Origin of the sequence: Pseudomonas reactans (genome assembly GCF_013387025.1) — a bacterium.
In the GTDB taxonomy this organism is placed as follows: Bacteria; Pseudomonadota; Gammaproteobacteria; order Pseudomonadales; family Pseudomonadaceae; genus Aquipseudomonas; species Aquipseudomonas reactans.
Window position 1 is genome coordinate 564,863 of sequence record NZ_JACAQP010000006.1, and the last position, 17,186, is coordinate 582,048.

At 61.1% G+C, this 17,186-nt stretch carries 17 protein-coding genes; 5 read left to right on the forward strand and 12 right to left on the reverse strand.

Features of this window, described 5'->3' with window-relative positions:
- Nucleotides 1-46 precede the first annotated feature (46 nt).
- Nucleotides 47-496 carry a prepilin peptidase gene (locus HX793_RS08900; RefSeq protein WP_177051436.1) on the forward strand — a complete coding sequence of 150 codons (450 nt, stop codon included), beginning with the start codon at nt 47-49 and terminating at the stop codon, nt 494-496.
- 126 nt (nt 497-622) lie between these two features.
- Complete coding sequence (locus HX793_RS08905; RefSeq protein WP_016977017.1) at nt 623-1,411, forward strand: response regulator transcription factor; 789 nt, start codon at nt 623-625, stop codon at nt 1,409-1,411.
- 12 nt (nt 1,412-1,423) lie between these two features.
- On the opposite strand, the gene HX793_RS08910 is transcribed toward HX793_RS08905, so the two are convergent.
- The 8 genes from HX793_RS08910 to cpaB are packed head-to-tail and all read right to left on the reverse strand — an operon-like array spanning nt 1,424 to nt 8,842.
- A complete protein-coding gene (locus HX793_RS08910; protein WP_016977018.1) occupies nt 1,424-1,693 on the reverse strand; it encodes a DUF3613 domain-containing protein in 270 nt (89 codons plus the stop codon).
- A 10-nt stretch (nt 1,694-1,703) separates the two neighbouring features.
- Nucleotides 1,704-2,411: a tetratricopeptide repeat protein gene (locus HX793_RS08915; RefSeq protein ID WP_095014552.1), complete on the reverse strand. Its 708-nt coding sequence runs from the start codon at nt 2,409-2,411 to the stop codon at nt 1,704-1,706.
- Between the two features lie 10 nt (nt 2,412-2,421).
- On the reverse strand, nt 2,422-3,309 hold the full coding sequence (locus HX793_RS08920; protein ID WP_025999783.1) for a type II secretion system F family protein: 888 nt from the start codon (nt 3,307-3,309) through the stop codon (nt 2,422-2,424).
- A 1-nt stretch (nt 3,310) separates the two neighbouring features.
- Nucleotides 3,311-4,192, reverse strand: coding sequence for a type II secretion system F family protein (locus tag HX793_RS08925; RefSeq protein WP_177094744.1), 882 nt, complete (start codon nt 4,190-4,192; stop codon nt 3,311-3,313).
- 10 nt (nt 4,193-4,202) lie between these two features.
- The gene (locus tag HX793_RS08930; RefSeq protein ID WP_016977022.1) at nt 4,203-5,474 is read right to left on the reverse strand and encodes a TadA family conjugal transfer-associated ATPase; all 1,272 of its coding nucleotides are present in this window, start codon (nt 5,472-5,474) and stop codon (nt 4,203-4,205) included.
- Nucleotides 5,471-6,664, reverse strand: a complete 1,194-nt coding sequence (locus HX793_RS08935) for a CpaE/TadZ family protein (RefSeq protein WP_177094746.1) — start codon at nt 6,662-6,664, stop codon at nt 5,471-5,473. Before HX793_RS08935 ends, HX793_RS08930 begins: the two co-directional genes overlap by 4 nt.
- The gene (locus HX793_RS08940; RefSeq protein ID WP_016977024.1) at nt 6,661-7,878 is read right to left on the reverse strand and encodes a type II and III secretion system protein family protein; all 1,218 of its coding nucleotides are present in this window, start codon (nt 7,876-7,878) and stop codon (nt 6,661-6,663) included. Before HX793_RS08940 ends, HX793_RS08935 begins: the two co-directional genes overlap by 4 nt.
- A gap of 19 nt (nt 7,879-7,897) precedes the next feature.
- A complete protein-coding gene (cpaB, locus tag HX793_RS08945) occupies nt 7,898-8,842 on the reverse strand; it encodes a Flp pilus assembly protein CpaB (protein WP_177094748.1) in 945 nt (314 codons plus the stop codon).
- A 331-nt stretch (nt 8,843-9,173) separates the two neighbouring features.
- Between cpaB and HX793_RS08950 the strand changes: the two genes are divergently transcribed.
- The gene (locus tag HX793_RS08950) at nt 9,174-9,371 is read left to right on the forward strand and encodes a Flp family type IVb pilin (protein WP_016977026.1); all 198 of its coding nucleotides are present in this window, start codon (nt 9,174-9,176) and stop codon (nt 9,369-9,371) included.
- A gap of 47 nt (nt 9,372-9,418) precedes the next feature.
- The gene (locus HX793_RS08955) at nt 9,419-9,817 is read left to right on the forward strand and encodes a response regulator (protein WP_016977027.1); all 399 of its coding nucleotides are present in this window, start codon (nt 9,419-9,421) and stop codon (nt 9,815-9,817) included.
- Nucleotides 9,818-9,845: 28 nt separating this feature from the next.
- On the opposite strand, the gene HX793_RS08960 is transcribed toward HX793_RS08955, so the two are convergent.
- The 4 genes from HX793_RS08960 to HX793_RS08975 all read right to left on the reverse strand — a co-directional run bounded on the left by HX793_RS08960 (nt 9,846) and on the right by HX793_RS08975 (nt 15,769).
- Entirely contained in the window at nt 9,846-11,528 is a 1,683-nt protein-coding gene (locus tag HX793_RS08960) for a ShlB/FhaC/HecB family hemolysin secretion/activation protein (protein WP_177094750.1), read from the reverse strand.
- Between the two features lie 173 nt (nt 11,529-11,701).
- Nucleotides 11,702-13,273, reverse strand: a complete 1,572-nt coding sequence (locus tag HX793_RS08965) for a collagen-like triple helix repeat-containing protein (RefSeq protein ID WP_177094753.1) — start codon at nt 13,271-13,273, stop codon at nt 11,702-11,704.
- A gap of 301 nt (nt 13,274-13,574) precedes the next feature.
- Nucleotides 13,575-14,423, reverse strand: a complete 849-nt coding sequence (locus HX793_RS08970) for a MaoC family dehydratase (RefSeq protein ID WP_177094754.1) — start codon at nt 14,421-14,423, stop codon at nt 13,575-13,577.
- 2 nt (nt 14,424-14,425) lie between these two features.
- On the reverse strand, nt 14,426-15,769 hold the full coding sequence (locus tag HX793_RS08975; RefSeq protein WP_177094756.1) for a 3-oxoacyl-ACP reductase: 1,344 nt from the start codon (nt 15,767-15,769) through the stop codon (nt 14,426-14,428).
- A 114-nt stretch (nt 15,770-15,883) separates the two neighbouring features.
- On the opposite strand from HX793_RS08975, the gene HX793_RS08980 reads away from it, so the two are divergent.
- On the forward strand, nt 15,884-17,161 hold the full coding sequence (locus tag HX793_RS08980; RefSeq protein WP_177094758.1) for an acetyl-CoA C-acetyltransferase: 1,278 nt from the start codon (nt 15,884-15,886) through the stop codon (nt 17,159-17,161).
- Nucleotides 17,162-17,186 lie beyond the last annotated feature (25 nt).

Consider the following 17,186-nt stretch of genomic DNA (forward strand, 5'->3'; position numbering starts at 1 on the left):
CTTGATATCAGCATAGAATCATTCAGCGAAAAGGGATGTTTTTTACGTGATCCATAGCGTGGTGATACTGCTCTGGTTGGGGCTGTGTGCGTTGCAGGACATGCGTCAACGGCAAATCGCCAATAGCTTGACCCTGGGGGCGGCGCTGTTGGCGTTGATCTATCTGGTGTGGAGCGGCACGACGTGGTTGGGGGCGCCCGCCAGCGACGGGGGGTGGGCCTTTGCCGTGGCACTGCTGCTGACCTTGCCGGGCTATGCACTGGGCCGCTTTGGCGCAGGCGATGTGAAGCTGTTGGCCGCCCTGGCCCTGGCGAGCAATCTGGATGCCTTGTTGTGGTCATTGATCGGTGCCGCCGTGTTCCAGGGCGCCTGGGTGCTTATCCATCAAAGGCTTAGCGCGCGCCGCGAGGCACCGTCACCGAGGGTGTCAACAAAGCAGCCTTTCGCACCCTTTGTATTGACAGGATTTGTGTTGTACTGGTTTTGGATCCATTAGTCGCACAAGGCCTCTATCGCTATGTACATAGTCGGAAAGTAGGTCTACGTTTATTGAGTGGATGTATAGGATTCTTCGTCAAAAGGGATAGGTCAATCTTTTGGCTGGCCAGGCATGGAGTAACGCGTGAACAAGCTTACCTCGGCGGTAAAGGTGCTCGTGGTCGACGATCAATCGTTGATCGTGGAAGAGCTCTGCGAATTTCTTGAAAGCAGTGGTTATCGCTGCGTCCCTTGTGAGTCCAGCCGACACGCCTTGCAGCGCTTCAGCGAAGACGCCGAGATCGGCCTGGTGTTGTGCGACCTGCACATGCCGGACATGGACGGCATCGAGCTTGTAAAGGCCATGCAAAAGGTGGCGGGCAAGGCGCGGGCGTTCGAGGCAATCATGCTCACTGGGCGCGCCGATAAACAGGACGTGATCAAGGCCCTGCGTGCAGGGATTTCGGATTACTACCAGAAGCCGATCAACCTCGACGAGTTGCTCGAAGGCCTGCAACGCCAGGAAGCGGCGCTGGAAGAGCGGCGCAAGGAGCTGCAACTGGGGCACCTGAACCAGAAGCTGCAATACCTTTCCGAATCCATCAATGACTTGTATCAGGACCTCGACAAAGTGCGTCGCAGCCCGGGTGCCGGCTTGGCGGATGATGCCGACCTGGCCGCCGAAGAAGCCGGGCCGGTGGAAATTCCGACCATCTTCAATCAGCTATCACCGCGCCAGTTGGACGTTGCGCGCCTGGTGGGCAAGGGCCAGACCAACTACCAGATCGCCTGCGAATTGGGGATCACCGAGAACACCGTCAAGCTGTACGTATCTCAGGTGCTACGCCTGACGCATATGCATAACCGCACCCAACTGGCACTGGCCTTGTCGCCGAGCAACTCGGCGATGCGTCAGCGGGTGACTGCCCATTGATGCATCAGGGCATCACTGACTCTTGCCGCCTTTAGAGTCCCCGCTGGTGCCCGTTTCGAAGAACTCCGGAATCGCATGTTTGTAAGTCTCCAGCCAACGCTGCGAGGCCTGCTCCCGTTCCGCGGGCGTGGCCCTTTGTGGCGTCGGCGAAGCGGCTCGCCCGTTGATCTGCAAGGCCATCCAGTTTTCCGTTTCCGCCTGCTGCGGGGAGGATGGGCCCGGTTCGATGGCCATGGCGCCCAGCGGTAGCAGCGCCAGGCCGATCAGGTAATGTGCTTTCATCGATCACTCCTTACTTGAGGCTCACCGGCAGGGCGTCGCGTGTTGCGACTTTGCGCGCGGCCGTCCGGGCACCCTTGAGTTTTTCCGCGCGGGCCTGGGCATCAGTGAACTGCTCGCGGCTCAGGCCCAACTGGCTGACCACTTTGGCCGCTTGCCCCCAGTCGTCCTGATAGATCAACAGCGTTACCAGGTTGACGGCGGCCAACGGGTCGCCCTGCTTGAGTTCGATGGCGGTCATGAATTCAAAGCGGGCGTCTTCCACGCGCAATTGGTTGAGGTAGACCACGCCCAAGTCATTGCGGATCTTTTCATCGGTGGGCGCCAGTTGCGCCGCCCGTTGCAGGTGGGCCATGGCCAGGGCGTTGTCGCCCTTGGCGACTGCCAATTGCCCCAGGCCGTGCTCGCCTTCGGCGGTCATGCAGGTGCCGAGCAGGCTGCGGTACAACGGTTCGGCTTCGCTGCGCCCGAGCAGGCGGTAAGTGCGGGCCTTGCGCTGACGCACCTGGGGCAAGGCGTCGGGCAGGCTCTGCAGGTTGGCCAGGCTGGCGTGCAGCTTGCCTTCATTGGCCAAATCATCGGACAGGTTGAGTGCCAGTTCCTGTTCCGAGCTTGGCTTGGTGCAACTGCCCGGTGAGGTCAACGCTGCCCAGGGTGATTGGCCATTGGTGGCGCACCCGCCGAGCATCAGCAGGGCCAAGCCGGCAATCAGTACTTTCATCCATGTCTCCTCAAAAGTTGGCCATCGCACGGGCGATGCCGATAAAGGCCGGGCCGCCAAGCACGATCAGCAACGCGGGGAACAGAAACACCATCATCACTACCGACATTTTTGCCGACATCTTTGAAATATATTCCTGCAGGCGGGTCAAGCGTCGGTCGTCGAGCAGTTGCTTGAGGGCCAGCAAGGACTTCATCGCGCCGCCGCCCTGCTGGATCAATTGCTGGAGGATGATGCAGGTGTCGGTGAACTCATCCACTTCCAATAACCGCGCGGTCTTGCCCAGCTCTTCGCCCAGCTCCAGCCCGGAGTCGACCCGCGCCAGGATCAGGCGCAGCTCATGCGTGAGGTGAGGGAGCAAGCGCTGGGCTTCGGTGCCCAGTACGCGCAATGACTGTTCGACCGCCATGCCCGACTCGAACAGGATGCGCAGCAGCGGAATGAAGGTTGAGATTTCCTTGGCGATGGTTTGCTGACGATGTTTGGCGACGGCGGCCAGCACGCGTTTGGGCAGCAGGTAGCCGATACCCAGGCCAAACAGGGGCGCAATCCAGGCAGGGTCCATTTCAGGGAAAAAAACCTGTTGGCCGATGACGGTCAGGCCCAGGAACACGATGGGCAAGCCGATCTGAAAGGCCGCAAACAGCGAGCGTTGGCTGGCCTTGCGCCAACCGATACGGTTGAGCAGTATCTGGGTCTCGTTGTCCAGGCTGACCGAACGCTGGGCCAGGGTGCTGGCGCCGAGTTGACGCATGAGCGTGCCGAGCTTGGCATCGCCGCCCATACGCCCTTGCAGGCGCTCTGCGACCCGGCGGCCACGTCGGCGATTTTCGAGCAGTTGGCCCCCGAGCAATACCAAGGCGGCGAGCAACAACAAGACACAGGCCAGTAGCGCCATCTCAGACACTCCTCAGCATGCGCCACATGAGCAAGGTGCCGCTGATGTCCATGGCCAGCGCGCTGAACAGCATGATGCGCCCCGTATCGTCGTTCCACATGGTCATCAGGTAATCGGGGTTGACCAGAATGAAATAACCCACGATCAGTATCGGCAGCCCGCCCAGCACATAGGCGGTCATGCGTGTTTCGCCCGTCATGGCCTTGAGTTGACGGGCGCCCTGTTCCCGTTCGCGGATCATTTTGATCAGGTTTTCCAGCAGCTCACTGGCGTTGCCGCCGTAGCGGTGGTTGACCTTCAGGCCCAGGGCAAACAAGCGGAATTCGTCCTGTTCATAGAATTCGGCAAAGTCGCTGACGGAGTCTGGCAGGCTGACGCCCATGCGCACGTTACGTTGAACGCGGCCCATGGCTTCCTTGAGCGGATCCTCAGTGCTCTCGACACCGCCTAGTACTGCGTCGGCCAAGGTTCTGCCGGATTTGAGACTGCGCACGCTGTGGTCGAGCAATTGCGGCAGTTGCTCGACCATACGTTGCACGCGGCGTTGATAACACCAACTGATGTACACCCGCAGAAACAGCGGCGGTCCGATGATCATCGCGATCAGGCCCACCCCGTCGGCGAACAGCCAGCCCAGCAGTGCGCCGATCACCCAGCCGCTCAACCATAGGCCAAGGCGGTCCGTGGGTTTGCCCAGCCCGGCACGTTGAAACATCCGCTCAAGGCCCGTCCAGGTGGTGCTGGTTTCCTGTACTTCGGGCTGACCGTCGCCGAGACGTTCCAGTACGCGGTCCGTCTGGGCCTTGCGCAGGCCGTGCTGAAATTGCCAGAACGACAGGCCGATCAGCAGCAGGCAGATAAGGAGCAACACAGGTCCGATCATCTGGCGCTCCCTAGGATTGCAAAGCCGATTCGCGGCGCAACTTGTCGCCGGCCGGGTTGATGGCTTCGCGCAGGAAACCAAAGCCGGTGCGCCGGTCCAGGCGGAACAGGGTGTTGGTGACATACACGTCTTCGCGCACGCCGACCACTTCCACCACTTCGCTGACACAGCGGCGTCCATCAGGCATGCGTGTCAATTGGATGATCACGTCCAGCGCGGCGCAGATCATCTGGCGCAGGGTTTTTTCCGCGACCACACGGCCGGTCAAGCCCACCAGGGTTTCCAGGCGCAGCAGCGCATCCTGGGCATTGTTGGCGTGCACGGTGCTCATGGAACCGTCGTGGCCGGTGTTCATGGCGGTCATCACGTCGAGCACTTCCACGCCTCGGATCTCCCCGAGGATGATGCGGTCCGGGCGCATCCGCAGGGCGTTACGGATCAGGTCGCTGGAGCGCACTTCGCCATGGCCTTCGGCGTTGGGCGGGCGGGTTTCCAGGCGTACCACATGGGGGTGGCCCAGTTGCAGTTCGGCGACGTCTTCGATGGTCACCAGCCGTTCATGGGGGTTGATCAACTGGCTGAGAATGTTCAGCAGCGTGGTCTTGCCGGTGCCGGTGCCGCCACTGATCAGGATATTGCAGCGCTTGCCCACGGCTTCCTGGAAGAACTCGAAGATGCTTTGATCAATGGTTTGCATGGCGACCAGGTCGCTGCTCTTGAGCATGTCCTTGCGGAATTTTCGAATCGACAGGCACGGCCCGTCCAGGGCAATCGGCGGGATGATCGCGTTGACCCGGCTGCCGTCGGGCAGGCGCGCATCCACCATCGGCGAGGACTCATCCAGGCGTCGACCCAGCGGCGCAAGGATGCGTTGCATCACGCGCTCCACATGGTGGTCGTCGATGAAACGCAGGTCGCTCTGGTGCAACAAACCATCGCGTTCGATAAACACCCGGTGTGGCCCGTTGACCAGGATTTCCGTCACGGAGGGGTCACGCAGCAGCACTTCCAGCGGGCCGAAACCGGTGAGTTCGTCGACGATCTCTTCGGCCAGGCGCTCCATCTCATAACGCGAGATCGCCAGGCGCATGCGCGTGATGTATTCGGACACCTTGTCGATGACAAATTGCGCCAGGGACTGACGCGTGCCTTCGAGCAGGTTTTTGCCTGACTCCTCGATGGCGTCGATGATGTAACGGTGCAGCACCAGTTTCAGGCCATCGTGGTCGCTGTTGCCACCGGCGGCGCGGGCTGGGCCGCCAAACAGTTTTTCGCCGTTCATCGTCCTGACCCCAGGAAGCGTTCAAACCAGCGCATCGACGGCTTCGCCAGGCCCTCGGAGCGTTTTGCCAGGCGCTCGCCCAAGGCGCGCACGGCTTGGGTCAAAGGTTCACGGGGGGCCAGGGCAAACAGGGTCTGGCCTTGGTTTTTCACATTCAGGCGCAGTTCGGCGCTCAGGGGCAGTACGGCGATGCACTCAAGGCCGAAGCTTTTTTCCAGGGCTTCGGTGTCAGGTGCGCAGGCTTTGATATAGCGGTCGACCACCAGCTTGGCGTGATCCAGTTTCATGCCTTTTTCGCGCCAACGATTGAGTATCGCCAGGTTGCGGCGACAGTCCAGAACGCTCTGGTCGGTGCACCACAGTAGCTTGTCACAGTGGCTGACGAAGGTGCGCAGGGCTTCGCTGTCGGGCTGCCCGGTAATGTTTACGACGATGTGCTGGAAATGTTGGCGCAGTGCGCTCAGCAACATGAACAGCTCGGCGGCACTGGTGAGTTTGAGCGGCTCGTCACCGGTGGCGTAGGCCAGGATGCGCAGCCCATCCAGGGCGGTGGTGAAGGCGCTGTTGATCAGCGTGGTATCGAGGCGGCGCAAATGTCGCAACGCATCACCGAAATTGAAGGTGCTTTCCAGGCCCAGCAAGGCCAGGCTGTCGCTGCGCGGCAGGCCCAGGTCGAGCAACAGGGTTTGTTGCCCGCTTTTCTGCACGACCAGCGCCAGGTGGGTGGCCAGCATTGCCCCATCGGCATTGCTCTGGGTGCCAAACAGCACGGTCAGTCCACCCAGTTGTGCATGGTTGGCGACGGCGGGCAGGCGCTTGCTCAAGCGTCGTACCAAGCCTGCCACTTCACTGGAGCGCGAGCCATAAGCCACGAAATCGCGGGCCCCAGCGCGCATTGCATTGAGCACGAGTTGGTTGTCCATGCCATCGCCCAGGGCGACCACGGCCAGCATCGGCTTGGCTTCCAGGGCGCCTTCGATCAGTGCGCTCTGGGCCACGACGTTTTCGCGGTCCAGGCCGACGAACACCAGGTTGGCGAAGGTCACATCCACCAGTGCCAACAGTTCATCCAGGCTGCCGGTGCCGGCGCTGACGACTTGGCCAAGCGGCGCCAGGGCGCCCTGCAGCCACTCCAGGTCAGTGGTGTTGCGGGTGATGGCGAGAAAGGTCTGGCTCAGGCTATCGCTCATTGTGAAAGTCCACTGCGACGGTCGAAGTTGCCGTTTTCCAGGAAGAACAGCCGGTACCAGTTCGGGTCGTAGCTGCGTAGTTTTTCGCCGGGCAAGGAGGGCAGTTGCGCGTTGGCCGCCAATGGCTGCACCAAGTGCGGTGTGACGATCATCAGCAGTTCTTTTTCTTCGCGGCTGATATTGGAGTCGCGGAAAAACGCCCCGAGGATCGGGATATCGCCCAGCCCCGGAAACTTGTTGATGGTGGAGCGGTTGTTGCTGCTGATCAGGCCGCTGATCACAAAGCTTTCACCATCGGCCAGGGACACGCTGGTGTCGGTACGGCGCACCGTCAGGGCCGGCACCTGGATGCCTTGTATCTGCACGGCGTTGCTGTAGTCCAATTCGCTGACTTCCGGTGCAACCTTGAGGGAGATGCGGTTGCGGTCAATCACCGTCGGCGTCAGTGTCAGGCGAATGCCAAACTCCTTGTATTCGATGGAAATCGTGTCGCTGCCCGCGCTGGGCACCGGGATCGGCACCTCGCCGCCAGCCAGGAACGATGCACTCTGGCCACTCATGGCCACCAGGCTGGGGCGTGCCAGGGTGTAGGCAAAACCACTGCGCTCCAGCGCGTTGATCATCGCTTTGACCCGCCCCCCACCAAAGCCGACGTTGAAGCTTTCAGTGTTTACCGGCAGCTTGAAAACACCTTCCGAAGGGGACAACAGGTTGGGGCTGCCGAAGAAAAAGTTTGCGCCTGTGCCCAACAGCCGGGTGCTGGCTTCCTTGAGCTTGGTGCGGCTGACCTCGACAAAGCGAATATCGGTCTGCACCTGGCTGGGCAGCATGGGGTCTTCCGACGGCGACAGCGACTGGCTGGTCAGTGCCGACGTGGCCTTGCCCTTGACGAACACCATGCTTTGGCGCGGCGAACTCGCGCAGGCGGTCCACACCAACAGGCTGGTGGCGCCGGATGAGACGCCGGTCAGCAGGAAATTACGGTCGCCATTGACCCGTACATCGGCGATTTTCGGGTCGCCGATGGCCAGGCGCGTAATTGCCACTGGCGATTGCAGCTCTTGTTGCAGGCCTTCTCCCACCTCGACCACGGCGGGTAACTGACCCAGTGCACTGCAGTTACCCGGCGCTGCCAAGGCCATGCCGACCGGCAGGCTCGACAGCATCAGGGCCCAGGCCATGTGCGTGAACAGGGGTGCGTAGCGATGGCTCATTCAAGGCATCCTTGCTCGATCACGGAGTTTGTGGTGCCGCCTGGGCACCGCGAATCACTTCTATGCCACGGCGAACGCCAGGCCCAGCGGTGCTGGCTTGTACAACGCGTTTGGGCGGGCCGGTCAGGGCCAGTTGGGTGAATTGGTAAAGGTTGCGGTTGGCACTTTCCAGTCTTTCTGATGCGTCGCTTTCGCCGGCCCAGTAGCGGCTGAGCAGTTGTTCCTCGGCGCTGCGTACAGCCAGGCGCAACACGCCGGCTTGCGCCGCGAGCATCAGGCGGCTTAACAGGGGTTCCGGCACGGCCAGCACGACGGTGCGTGCGCCCGCTCGGCGTTGGGCGGCTTGGGCGCGTTCTTCAGGCGTGGCTGGGGGAGGAACAGCGGGTTTGCCATCGTTGGCCAAGCCCAACTGATCTCCGACACTGAGCAGGCGCATGGCCGGAAGGACGATCTGCGCCGACTGCTCGACGTTGCCAGCATCCTGGCGCAGGAACAGCAGCACATCCACGTAGTCGCCGGGCGTCAATTGGCCTCCAGCGCCGCTCACCTCATCCACGGCCACGGCCAGGGCGCGCTCGTTCGGGCGAATCATGCGCGCGAGCGGGCCGCCGCCGCTGAAGCTTTCTTCGGTGAGCCAAGTGCCTGCACCCAACGTGCGCTGGGGCATGCGGCCGATGGCTTGATCGAGCTGGGTCAGGCTGCCGGCGGGCGCGGTGCGCAGTTTTTCCAGGGTCAGGTCGGCGGCGGTCAGTGGTATGAATGCGGGCACATCATGCGTCAGCACCACCACCGGTTGGCGGGTCTGATCTTCCACGGCAGCGACGGTGTTATCAACGGAAACGACAGGTGCGGCAGGGGTTGAGACAGGTTCCGGTGCGCGGCTCAACACAAGCCCCCAGTACCCGGCAATCAAGGCCCCGATCAGCAACAAGCCGGCCAGGACCATGCTGATGCGACTGTTCATGACGGCTCTCCCTTTCCCGTTGCACTGCACACCCGATTAATTCGAATGGGTTAATCCGCAACCTGGCTGTGATGAACATCTAACGATTTGGCTATTTGAAGGTAGCTCAGCTAGGACGAAATGCCATTACCCCTGGAAAAATTTATCTGAACTATAAAAGCAGCCTTTTAGCGTGCGGGTTTGTGGCGTCAACTTTATGACTAATACTTTGTGATTAATCCGTTATTACAGTTGTGAGGCTGAGGTTTGTTGACAATGCTCTAGTGGCACGCCGCGATTATCTGGTACTAGAGCCGTTCCGGCTTCCAGTGGCGTTTTAGGGAGAAGTCTTATGTTCCTTGACCTGGTGTTGAAGCTTTATGTCCAAACGCAACTATTCTTCAGTCGCAAAGAAGGAGCCTCAGGCATTGAATACGCCATTGTCGTAGCGTTGGTAGCGCTCGTTATTGTGGGTGCCGGGACGGGGCTTGGAACTAAGGTAAAAACCATTTTCACTAACATGACCACTAACATGCCGACCGGAACCTGATTTAGTTGTGGTAGCCGTTATGATCATCCCCTCTTGAAGGTAATGCCATGAGCGCGTCTTCACGCCAGCAAATTCTATTGGTGGACGACGAAGAGGACGCCTTGATCGAACTCGCCGAATCCCTCGAAAACGAGGGATTTGTCTGTTTTACCGCCACTTCCGTCACCTTCGCCCTGCAAGAATTGACACTTCACCCCGACATCGCCTTGGTCATCACCGACCTGCGCATGCCCGAGGAAAGCGGTATCTCCTTGATCAAGCGCCTGCGCGAACACACCTCACGCTCACACCTGCCGGTGATTGTGATGTCCGGCCATGCCGAAATGGATGATGTGAGCGACATGCTGCGCCTGCAGGTACTGGACCTGTTTCGCAAGCCGATCTATCTGGTGCGGTTGATCGATACGTTGAACAATCTGTTTCCCCTCCCGAAAACCAGGCTTTAGGCGCCCGGCCAGCGCCTACGGGGTAGGATCAGAGCTGATAACTGAAACTCAACGTATACCGTGGCCGGCGGTTGAAGCTGTCCAGCGCGATATCCGACATGGGCTTGGCCGCTTCCAGGGCGATGTTGTAGTACTTGTTGTCCCCGAAGCGCAGCCCGACTGCAGCCGATGACAGGTCATTGCTTCTGACCGGCAGATCGTTGAACCAGGTCTTGGCGCGGTCGAACACAATATAGGGCTGCAGAATCCTCACCCAGTCGCCGGCGCGGTTGTAGCTGTAGTTGACCTCATACGCCAGCCCCCAGCCCTTGTCACCGGAGCCCTGGTCGTCAGGGTAGCCACGACCGAAGTTCTGCCCACCGAACGTGGCGCGTTCGCTGTCCGGCAGGGTGTCATTGCTCCAGTAAAACGCTCCCGACAGGACGCCTTGCCAGTTATCGAAGAACTTGTCGCTTTGTACGCCGGACAGGCGCAGGCGGAAGAAATCCAGGTCGGGCTTGAGCCCTTCGAAGTCACTATGGGTCCTGGCGCCCATGCCGTTGATGCCCTGATACAGGCCGGCGCTGAGGATACGCAGTTGGCGGGTGTCGGACTTGCGCCAGTCGCCCTCGAAGGCCAGGGCGCGCAGGTCGGTTTCAACGTCGAAACGCTGGGGGAAGCCCAACAGTTTGTAGCCTGTGGTCTGGTCCACTGCGTAGAGGCGCGTGCCGAGGGTCAGCGACTCATTCGGTGAGGCAATCAGCGGGTGGCTAAGGCCGATGGAATAGCGATCGATGGATTGGTGCGGCTTGAGCTCGAAGCCACCGTCCAGTTGCAGGTTGGTTTTGGGATCGGCGCGGTAGCGTTCGGCGGCGAGCGCCAACTGGGTGCCTTCTGCATTGATGAACTGGCTGTAGCCCACGCGGTAGTAGTGCTCTTTATCCTCGCCAGGTGGGAATAGCCCGCTGATGTTGAGCTGCTCGCCCATTGAGGTCTGGGAGTTGCTGGTGCCGGTGAGCAAGGCCTGCAGACCACCGCGGCTGTCATCGGTCATGCTCATGCTGCTGGTGAAGGGCTTGCGGCTGGCGGTGATCTGCATGTGCGTGCCACCGTCGGTGGTGCTCGGAGGCGGTACTTGCGCTTGCAGTGTGACACCGGGAATACGGCCCATGAGCGTGGTGTAGCGCTCGAAGGTCTTGCGGGTCAGTGGGCGTTCGTCCTGGAGTTTATTGGCGAGCTTGTCGATGTAAGCCGAGACCGGGCCTATATCGCCACTTTGCTGGTAGTCCTTGATATAGCCTTCCACCAGAACCACGCGCACCAGGCCATTTTCGAAGCTCTGTGGGGGCAGGAATGCGTAGGACAACAGGTAGCCGTCCTGCTGGTAGCGACGGGTAACGCTACGGGTGGCTTCGATCAGTTGCGCCAGGTTGGTTTCATGACCAAACAACGGTTCGTAGGTCTTGGCGGTCTCGTCGAGCGGGTAGATCGTGCCGCCCTCGATCTGCAGCTTGCGAATCGTGACCTTGGTGTCCATCAGCAGCGGCTCGCCTTGAGTGGGCGGCGCCTCGGGCACCTGGGTTTGCGGCGTGACCGGTCGATAGGCGTCGGCGGGAAGGTTGGGCACTGGCAAGTTGCGGATGGTGTCGTTGCTGTTGAGGAAGCTGGGAAGGGTCTCGGCCTGGGCGTAGGCACTGAGGGTAAGCAATAACAACGGCGTCAACACGCGCATAGGACACTCCATGGTCAACTGCAGCAGCGTTTCGGGCCCGCCGGGTTCTGGGACTCGGTTCGGGTGGGGCATGTTCCAGGCCCCATAAAAAAGACGAGAGACTTATTGGGGTCTCTCGTCTCAACCAAGCGTAGGCGCTGTAGGGGAGGCCGTCTAATCGGCCAGGTGCATTTCTATTTGCCGGTCAGGCCGTTCAATAACCCGCCCAGGCCGCCGGTATTTGCATTCGCGCTGCCACCCGCCGAGGCGTTGGTGCCTACGTTCAGTCCGCCAAGCAGACCGCCGCTGGTGCCGGTACCGCCTGTGACCAACCCACCGACTGAGCCTACGGTGTTGCCGACCGCACTGACGGTGCCGCCGAGGGCATTGGTGATCGGGTTGGCGTTGGCCGCCGTCAGGTTGGCACCGATACCGCTGACGGCGCCACCGACTTGAGTCACCAGGCCGTTGACCGGTGCGCCGATGCCGGTCGTGGTTCCGATGTTTTGCGTCAGGCTGGCGACACCGGAGGTCACTGGGTTAAGGGCCGCACCGACGTTGGTGGCCAAGCCGGCAACGGGCGATGTGGCGCCGGTATTGGCGACGCCATTGCCGCCAATGATCGTGCCGAGGGAGGCGACAGTGCCGCCCAGTGCGCCACCGGTCACACCGGCTGCGCTGACGGCGCCATTGGTGTTGCCGGCATTCAGGCCGTTACCGACGTTGGCGATCAGGCCACCCACCAATTCAGGCAGGCCGGATTTCGAGCCTCCGCCCGCTGGAGCAACATAGCCTCCGGATTTATCGAGCACGCCACCGACGCCGGTCAATGCACCGCCCACGATGTTGGTGACCGGGTTGCCGCCCGCGCTGGCGACTTGGCCACCCAGGCCGGTCACTGTCGAGCCGACTTTGTCCAGCAGGCCATTGACCGGGTTGCCAAGGCCGGTGGCCTTGCCGAGGTTGCCCGTGGTGTTTTCCACCAGCGAGACCACCGGTACCAACACTTTACCGCCGACCGTGTTAGTGAGAGAGCCCAGAGGCCCGGTGGTGCTGGCAGTGCTCAAGGTATCGCCAAGCATGGTGACGGCCTGGCCGACCTTATCAACCACGCCGCCGGCAGCACCGCCGACACCGCCGGTCAAGCCGCCCACCACCGGAATGCCGCCCAGTGTGGTCGACAGGGATTTACCGGTTGTCGAAAGGCCGTCGCCCAGGTCGGCAACGCCGTTACCGACCCCTGCCACGGTAATGCCGAGGGAGTTGCTGTTGGTGCCCAGAGAGCCCAGTCCGGCAGTGACGCCAGTACCAATGCTGGTGACGGCGTTGCCGGTAGCGGTGACGAGACCGCCAGCGGTAGTGCCAACGATGGGGATGGTGTTCAAGGTGTCACCAAGGTCGCCAACCGCAGCGCCCACGTTACCGACAGTACCGCCCAGCGTGCCGGCAATCTGGCCAGTCACCAACGGAGTGGTTGTCGAACCTGTGCCGCCACCGGTACCACCGCCAGTTCCGCCACCTGTGCCACCACCGGTACCACCGCCAGTTCCGCCACCTGTGCCACCACCGGTACCGCCGCCAGTACCACCACCGGTTCCACCATCACCACCACCAGTGCCGCCGCCTGTTCCGGCACCCGCATCCGGTGAGGACGATGCCACGCTGGATTTGTGTCCACCACCACCGCTGCTGCAGCCGCCGAGTGCCAGTGCTACGGCCAGGGCCAGCGCGGTACTTGCTTTCCAAAACACGACTTGAGTTTTCATGATTGAGTTCCTTGCACCTGTACAACCTTGGTTGTCTTCAAACACTCACTATTTCTAGGGATAGCGATATGTTTGTCCGTGTGGCTATAACAGCCCCGGCGGTGCGTTCGCTCAATGCTCTACTTGGTATTAACGATTTATATACGGCGCGGGTGTACCGTTTAAGTGACTAATACCAAGGGTATAAGTCTAGGATGTATCAAGATATATATATCTTTATAATCAATGGCTTGAATAAAAAAGCGGACGTGAAAAAGTCCGCTATTACTTAGGGTGTATATATACAATTAATCGGTTTATTTCAGGCGATCGGCTGCCACTTGCCTACCATATGTTCAATATCGCCCGCGCCTTTCAACCACAACTCACCGCTGGAACCGGCGGCGCTGGCCAGTAGCGTCACTTCACCGGGCAGGCGCACGGGTTTTTTGAACTCGACGCTGATCTCGATATTGGCGGCGGGCAAGTGTTCGCCAAGGGCGGCAAGGGTGTGCGCCTTGTTCCACAGCCCGTGGGCGATGGCCTGGGGAAAACCGAACAGCTTGGCGGTGAGGGCGCTGAGGTGGATCGGGTTGTAGTCGCCGGAGACCCGCGCATAACGGCGGCCAATATCGGCGGGGGCTTTCCAGCGGGTCAGTTCGCTGACCTGAGCGGGCGAGGGCTGGGCTTTATCCTCGGGCTCACCTTCCAGCTTTACGCCCCGGCACAGCATGCGGCTTTCGGCTTCCCAGAGCAGGCCGAGTGAGTCCTCGACGGTGGTGACCAGATCGAAGGTCGCGCCCTTGGGATGGGGTTTGGGGTTTTGCGTGTGTACACCGACAGACAGTTCACTCACCCCCCCAAGCGGGCGATGAATGCGGATGCGATTACTCAGGTGAATCAACCCCAGCAACGGGAAGGGAAAGCTTTTGTCGGTGAGCAACTGCATCTGGAGCCCGAACGCCAGGATATGCGGATAGGTCGCCGGCAGGATCGGGCTGTCGGCAAAACCGCAGACCTTGCGATACGCCGCCACCTGCTTGGGATTGACGCTCACGCGGCAGCGCAATCCCTGTTCGGGCAACGTGTTGCCGGTGATCTTGCGCTTGAGCGCCGCGCGCCAATACAGCGGTGGCAAAAATGGCGTAGTGCCTAACGTCGTCCATTGCATGCTTATGCTCCCAAAAGGCTTTGCCCACACACCCGCAACGCTTGCCCGCTGACCGCACCGGAACCTGGTTGGCCGAGCCACGCTACCGCCTCGGCGACATCCTGCGGCAAGCCGCCCTGGCCCAGCGAACTCATGCGCCGTCCGGCCTCACGCAAGGCGAACGGAATGTGCGCGGTCATCTGGGTTTCGATAAAACCAGGCGCCACGGCGTTGATACTGATGCCGCGCTCCTTGAGCAGCGGTGCCCAGGCCTGCGCAAGGCCGATCAATCCCGCCTTGCTCGCGGCGTAGTTGGTCTGCCCTCGATTGCCGGCAATACCGCTGATCGATGCCAACAACACCACACGGGCGTTGTCCTGCAAGGTGCCGCTGTCGAGCAATGCCTTGGTCAGCACTTGTGGCGCATTGAGGTTGACCGCCAGCACCGCGTCCCAGTATTCCGGGGTCATATTGGCCAGGGTTTTATCACGGGTGATCCCGGCGTTGTGCACCAGGATGTCGAGGCCATCGGGCAGCTGTTCGATCAATTGGCTGGCGGCATCTTCAGCGCAGATATCCAGCGCGACGGTGCGTGCCCCCAGGCGCGCGGCCAGGGCTTCGAGGTCGGACTTGGCCTGGGGCACGTCGAGCAGTATCACCTCGGCGCCGTCGCGGGCCAGGGTCTCGGTGATGGAGGCACCGATGCCTCGGGCAGCACCGGTGACCAAAGCCTTGCGCCCGGCCAGGGGCCGCGTCCAATCCTCGACAGGGGTGGCACAGGCTTCCAGGCGAATGACCTGGCCAGAAATGTAAGCGCTTTTGGGTGAGAGGAAGAAGCGCAGTGCGCCTTCCAACTGGTCCTCGGCACCGTCGCCCACATAAAGCAATTGCAACACGCCGCCGTTGCGCAGCTCCTTGGCCAACGAGCGGCTAAAGCCTTCCAGGGCGCGCTGGGCGCTGGCCGCGAAGGGATCGCTGAGGCTTTCCGGCGCGCGGCCAAGGATCACCAGGTGCGCGCTGTTATCCAGGTTTTTCAGCAGCGGCTGGAAGAATTCGCGCAGCTGTTTGAGTTGATCGGTGTGTTGCAACTCGCTGGCGTCGAACACCACGGCCTTGAGCTTGGGGCCGTGGCCGGGGATCCACGTCGATGTCTCGGCACCGTAGGTATAAATCGCGTCGGTAAGCTTGTGGGCAAACGCCTGCACGTTGCTCGCCAGCGCGCCACCGCCTAGCAACAACGCACCTTCCACTGGACGCAGGCGCCCGGCTTGCCAGCGTTCCAGGCGTACCGGTGACGGCAGGCCAAGGGCGGCGACCAGGCGATGGCCGAGGCTTGAGTTGGCGAAGTCGATATAACGGTCAGACATGGAACGCTCTCCGAAGGCTGGGGTTCAAAGGGTTGACCACCCCGGGGCGGCAGTCGTTCGATTGAGCCTAGGCTAGGCTGAATGATTCCACCCACAACCTTCAGGGAGCTTTCCATGACTCAATTGCGCCGTGTGGCGATCATCGGCGGTAACCGCATTCCTTTCGCTCGCTCCAATGGCCCTTACGCCACGGCGAGTAACCAGGCCATGCTGACCGCCGCCCTGGAAGGCCTGATCGAACGCTACAACCTGCATGGCCAACGCATGGGGGAGGTGGCCGCTGGCGCCGTGCTCAAACATTCCCGCGACTTCAACCTCACCCGTGAATGCGTGCTCGGTTCGCGCCTGTCGCCGCAAACCCCGGCCTATGACATCCAGCAGGCGTGCGGCACCGGTCTGGAAGCGGCGTTGCTGGTGGCCAACAAGATCGCCCTGGGTCAGATTGAATGCGGGATTGCTGGCGGGGTGGACACGACGTCTGATGCGCCCATTGGCGTCAATGAAGACCTGCGCAAGATCCTGTTGCAAGCCAACCGCAGCAAATCCGTGGCAGATAAATTAAAAGTCCTGTTACAACTTCGCCCTCACCATCTAAAGCCGGAACTGCCGCGCAACGGCGAACCCCGCACTGGTTTGTCCATGGGCCAGCACTGCGAATTGATGGCGCAAACCTGGCAGATCCCCCGCGCCGAGCAGGACCAGCTCGCCCTGGAAAGCCACCAGAAAATGGCTGCCGCCTATGCCGAAGGCTGGCACAACGATTTGCTCACCCCGTTTCTAGGTCTGACCCGCGACAATAACCTGCGGCCCGACCTGACCCTGGAAAAACTCGCCGCCCTCAAGCCCGCTTTTGAACGCAGCGAAAAGGGCACGCTCACCGCCGGCAATTCCACGCCGCTCACAGATGGCGCCTCGCTGGTGTTGCTGGGCAGTGAAGCCTGGGCCCAAGAGCGTGGTTTGCCGATCCTCGCGTACTTGCGTGATGGCGAAGCGGCGGCAGTGGACTTCGTCAACGGCGCCGAAGGCCTGCTGATGGCGCCGGTGTACGCGGTGCCGCGATTGCTGGCGAGGAACGGCCTGACACTGCAGGACTTCGATTACTACGAGATCCACGAAGCTTTCGCTGCCCAAGTCTTGTGCACGCTTAAAGCCTGGGAAGACGCGGACTACTGCAAGACGCGCCTGGGCCTTGATGCCCCCCTGGGCGCCATCGACCGCAGCCGGCTCAATGTAAAGGGTAGCTCCCTGGCCGCCGGACACCCGTTTGCCGCCACAGGAGGACGTATCGTCGCCAATCTGGCCAAGTTGCTGGATGCGGCGGGCAAGGGCCGCGGGCTGATATCCATCTGTGCGGCAGGCGGGCAAGGGGTTACAGCGATCATTGAGCGCTGAAACTGGCCTATTGGTTGCATTCTTA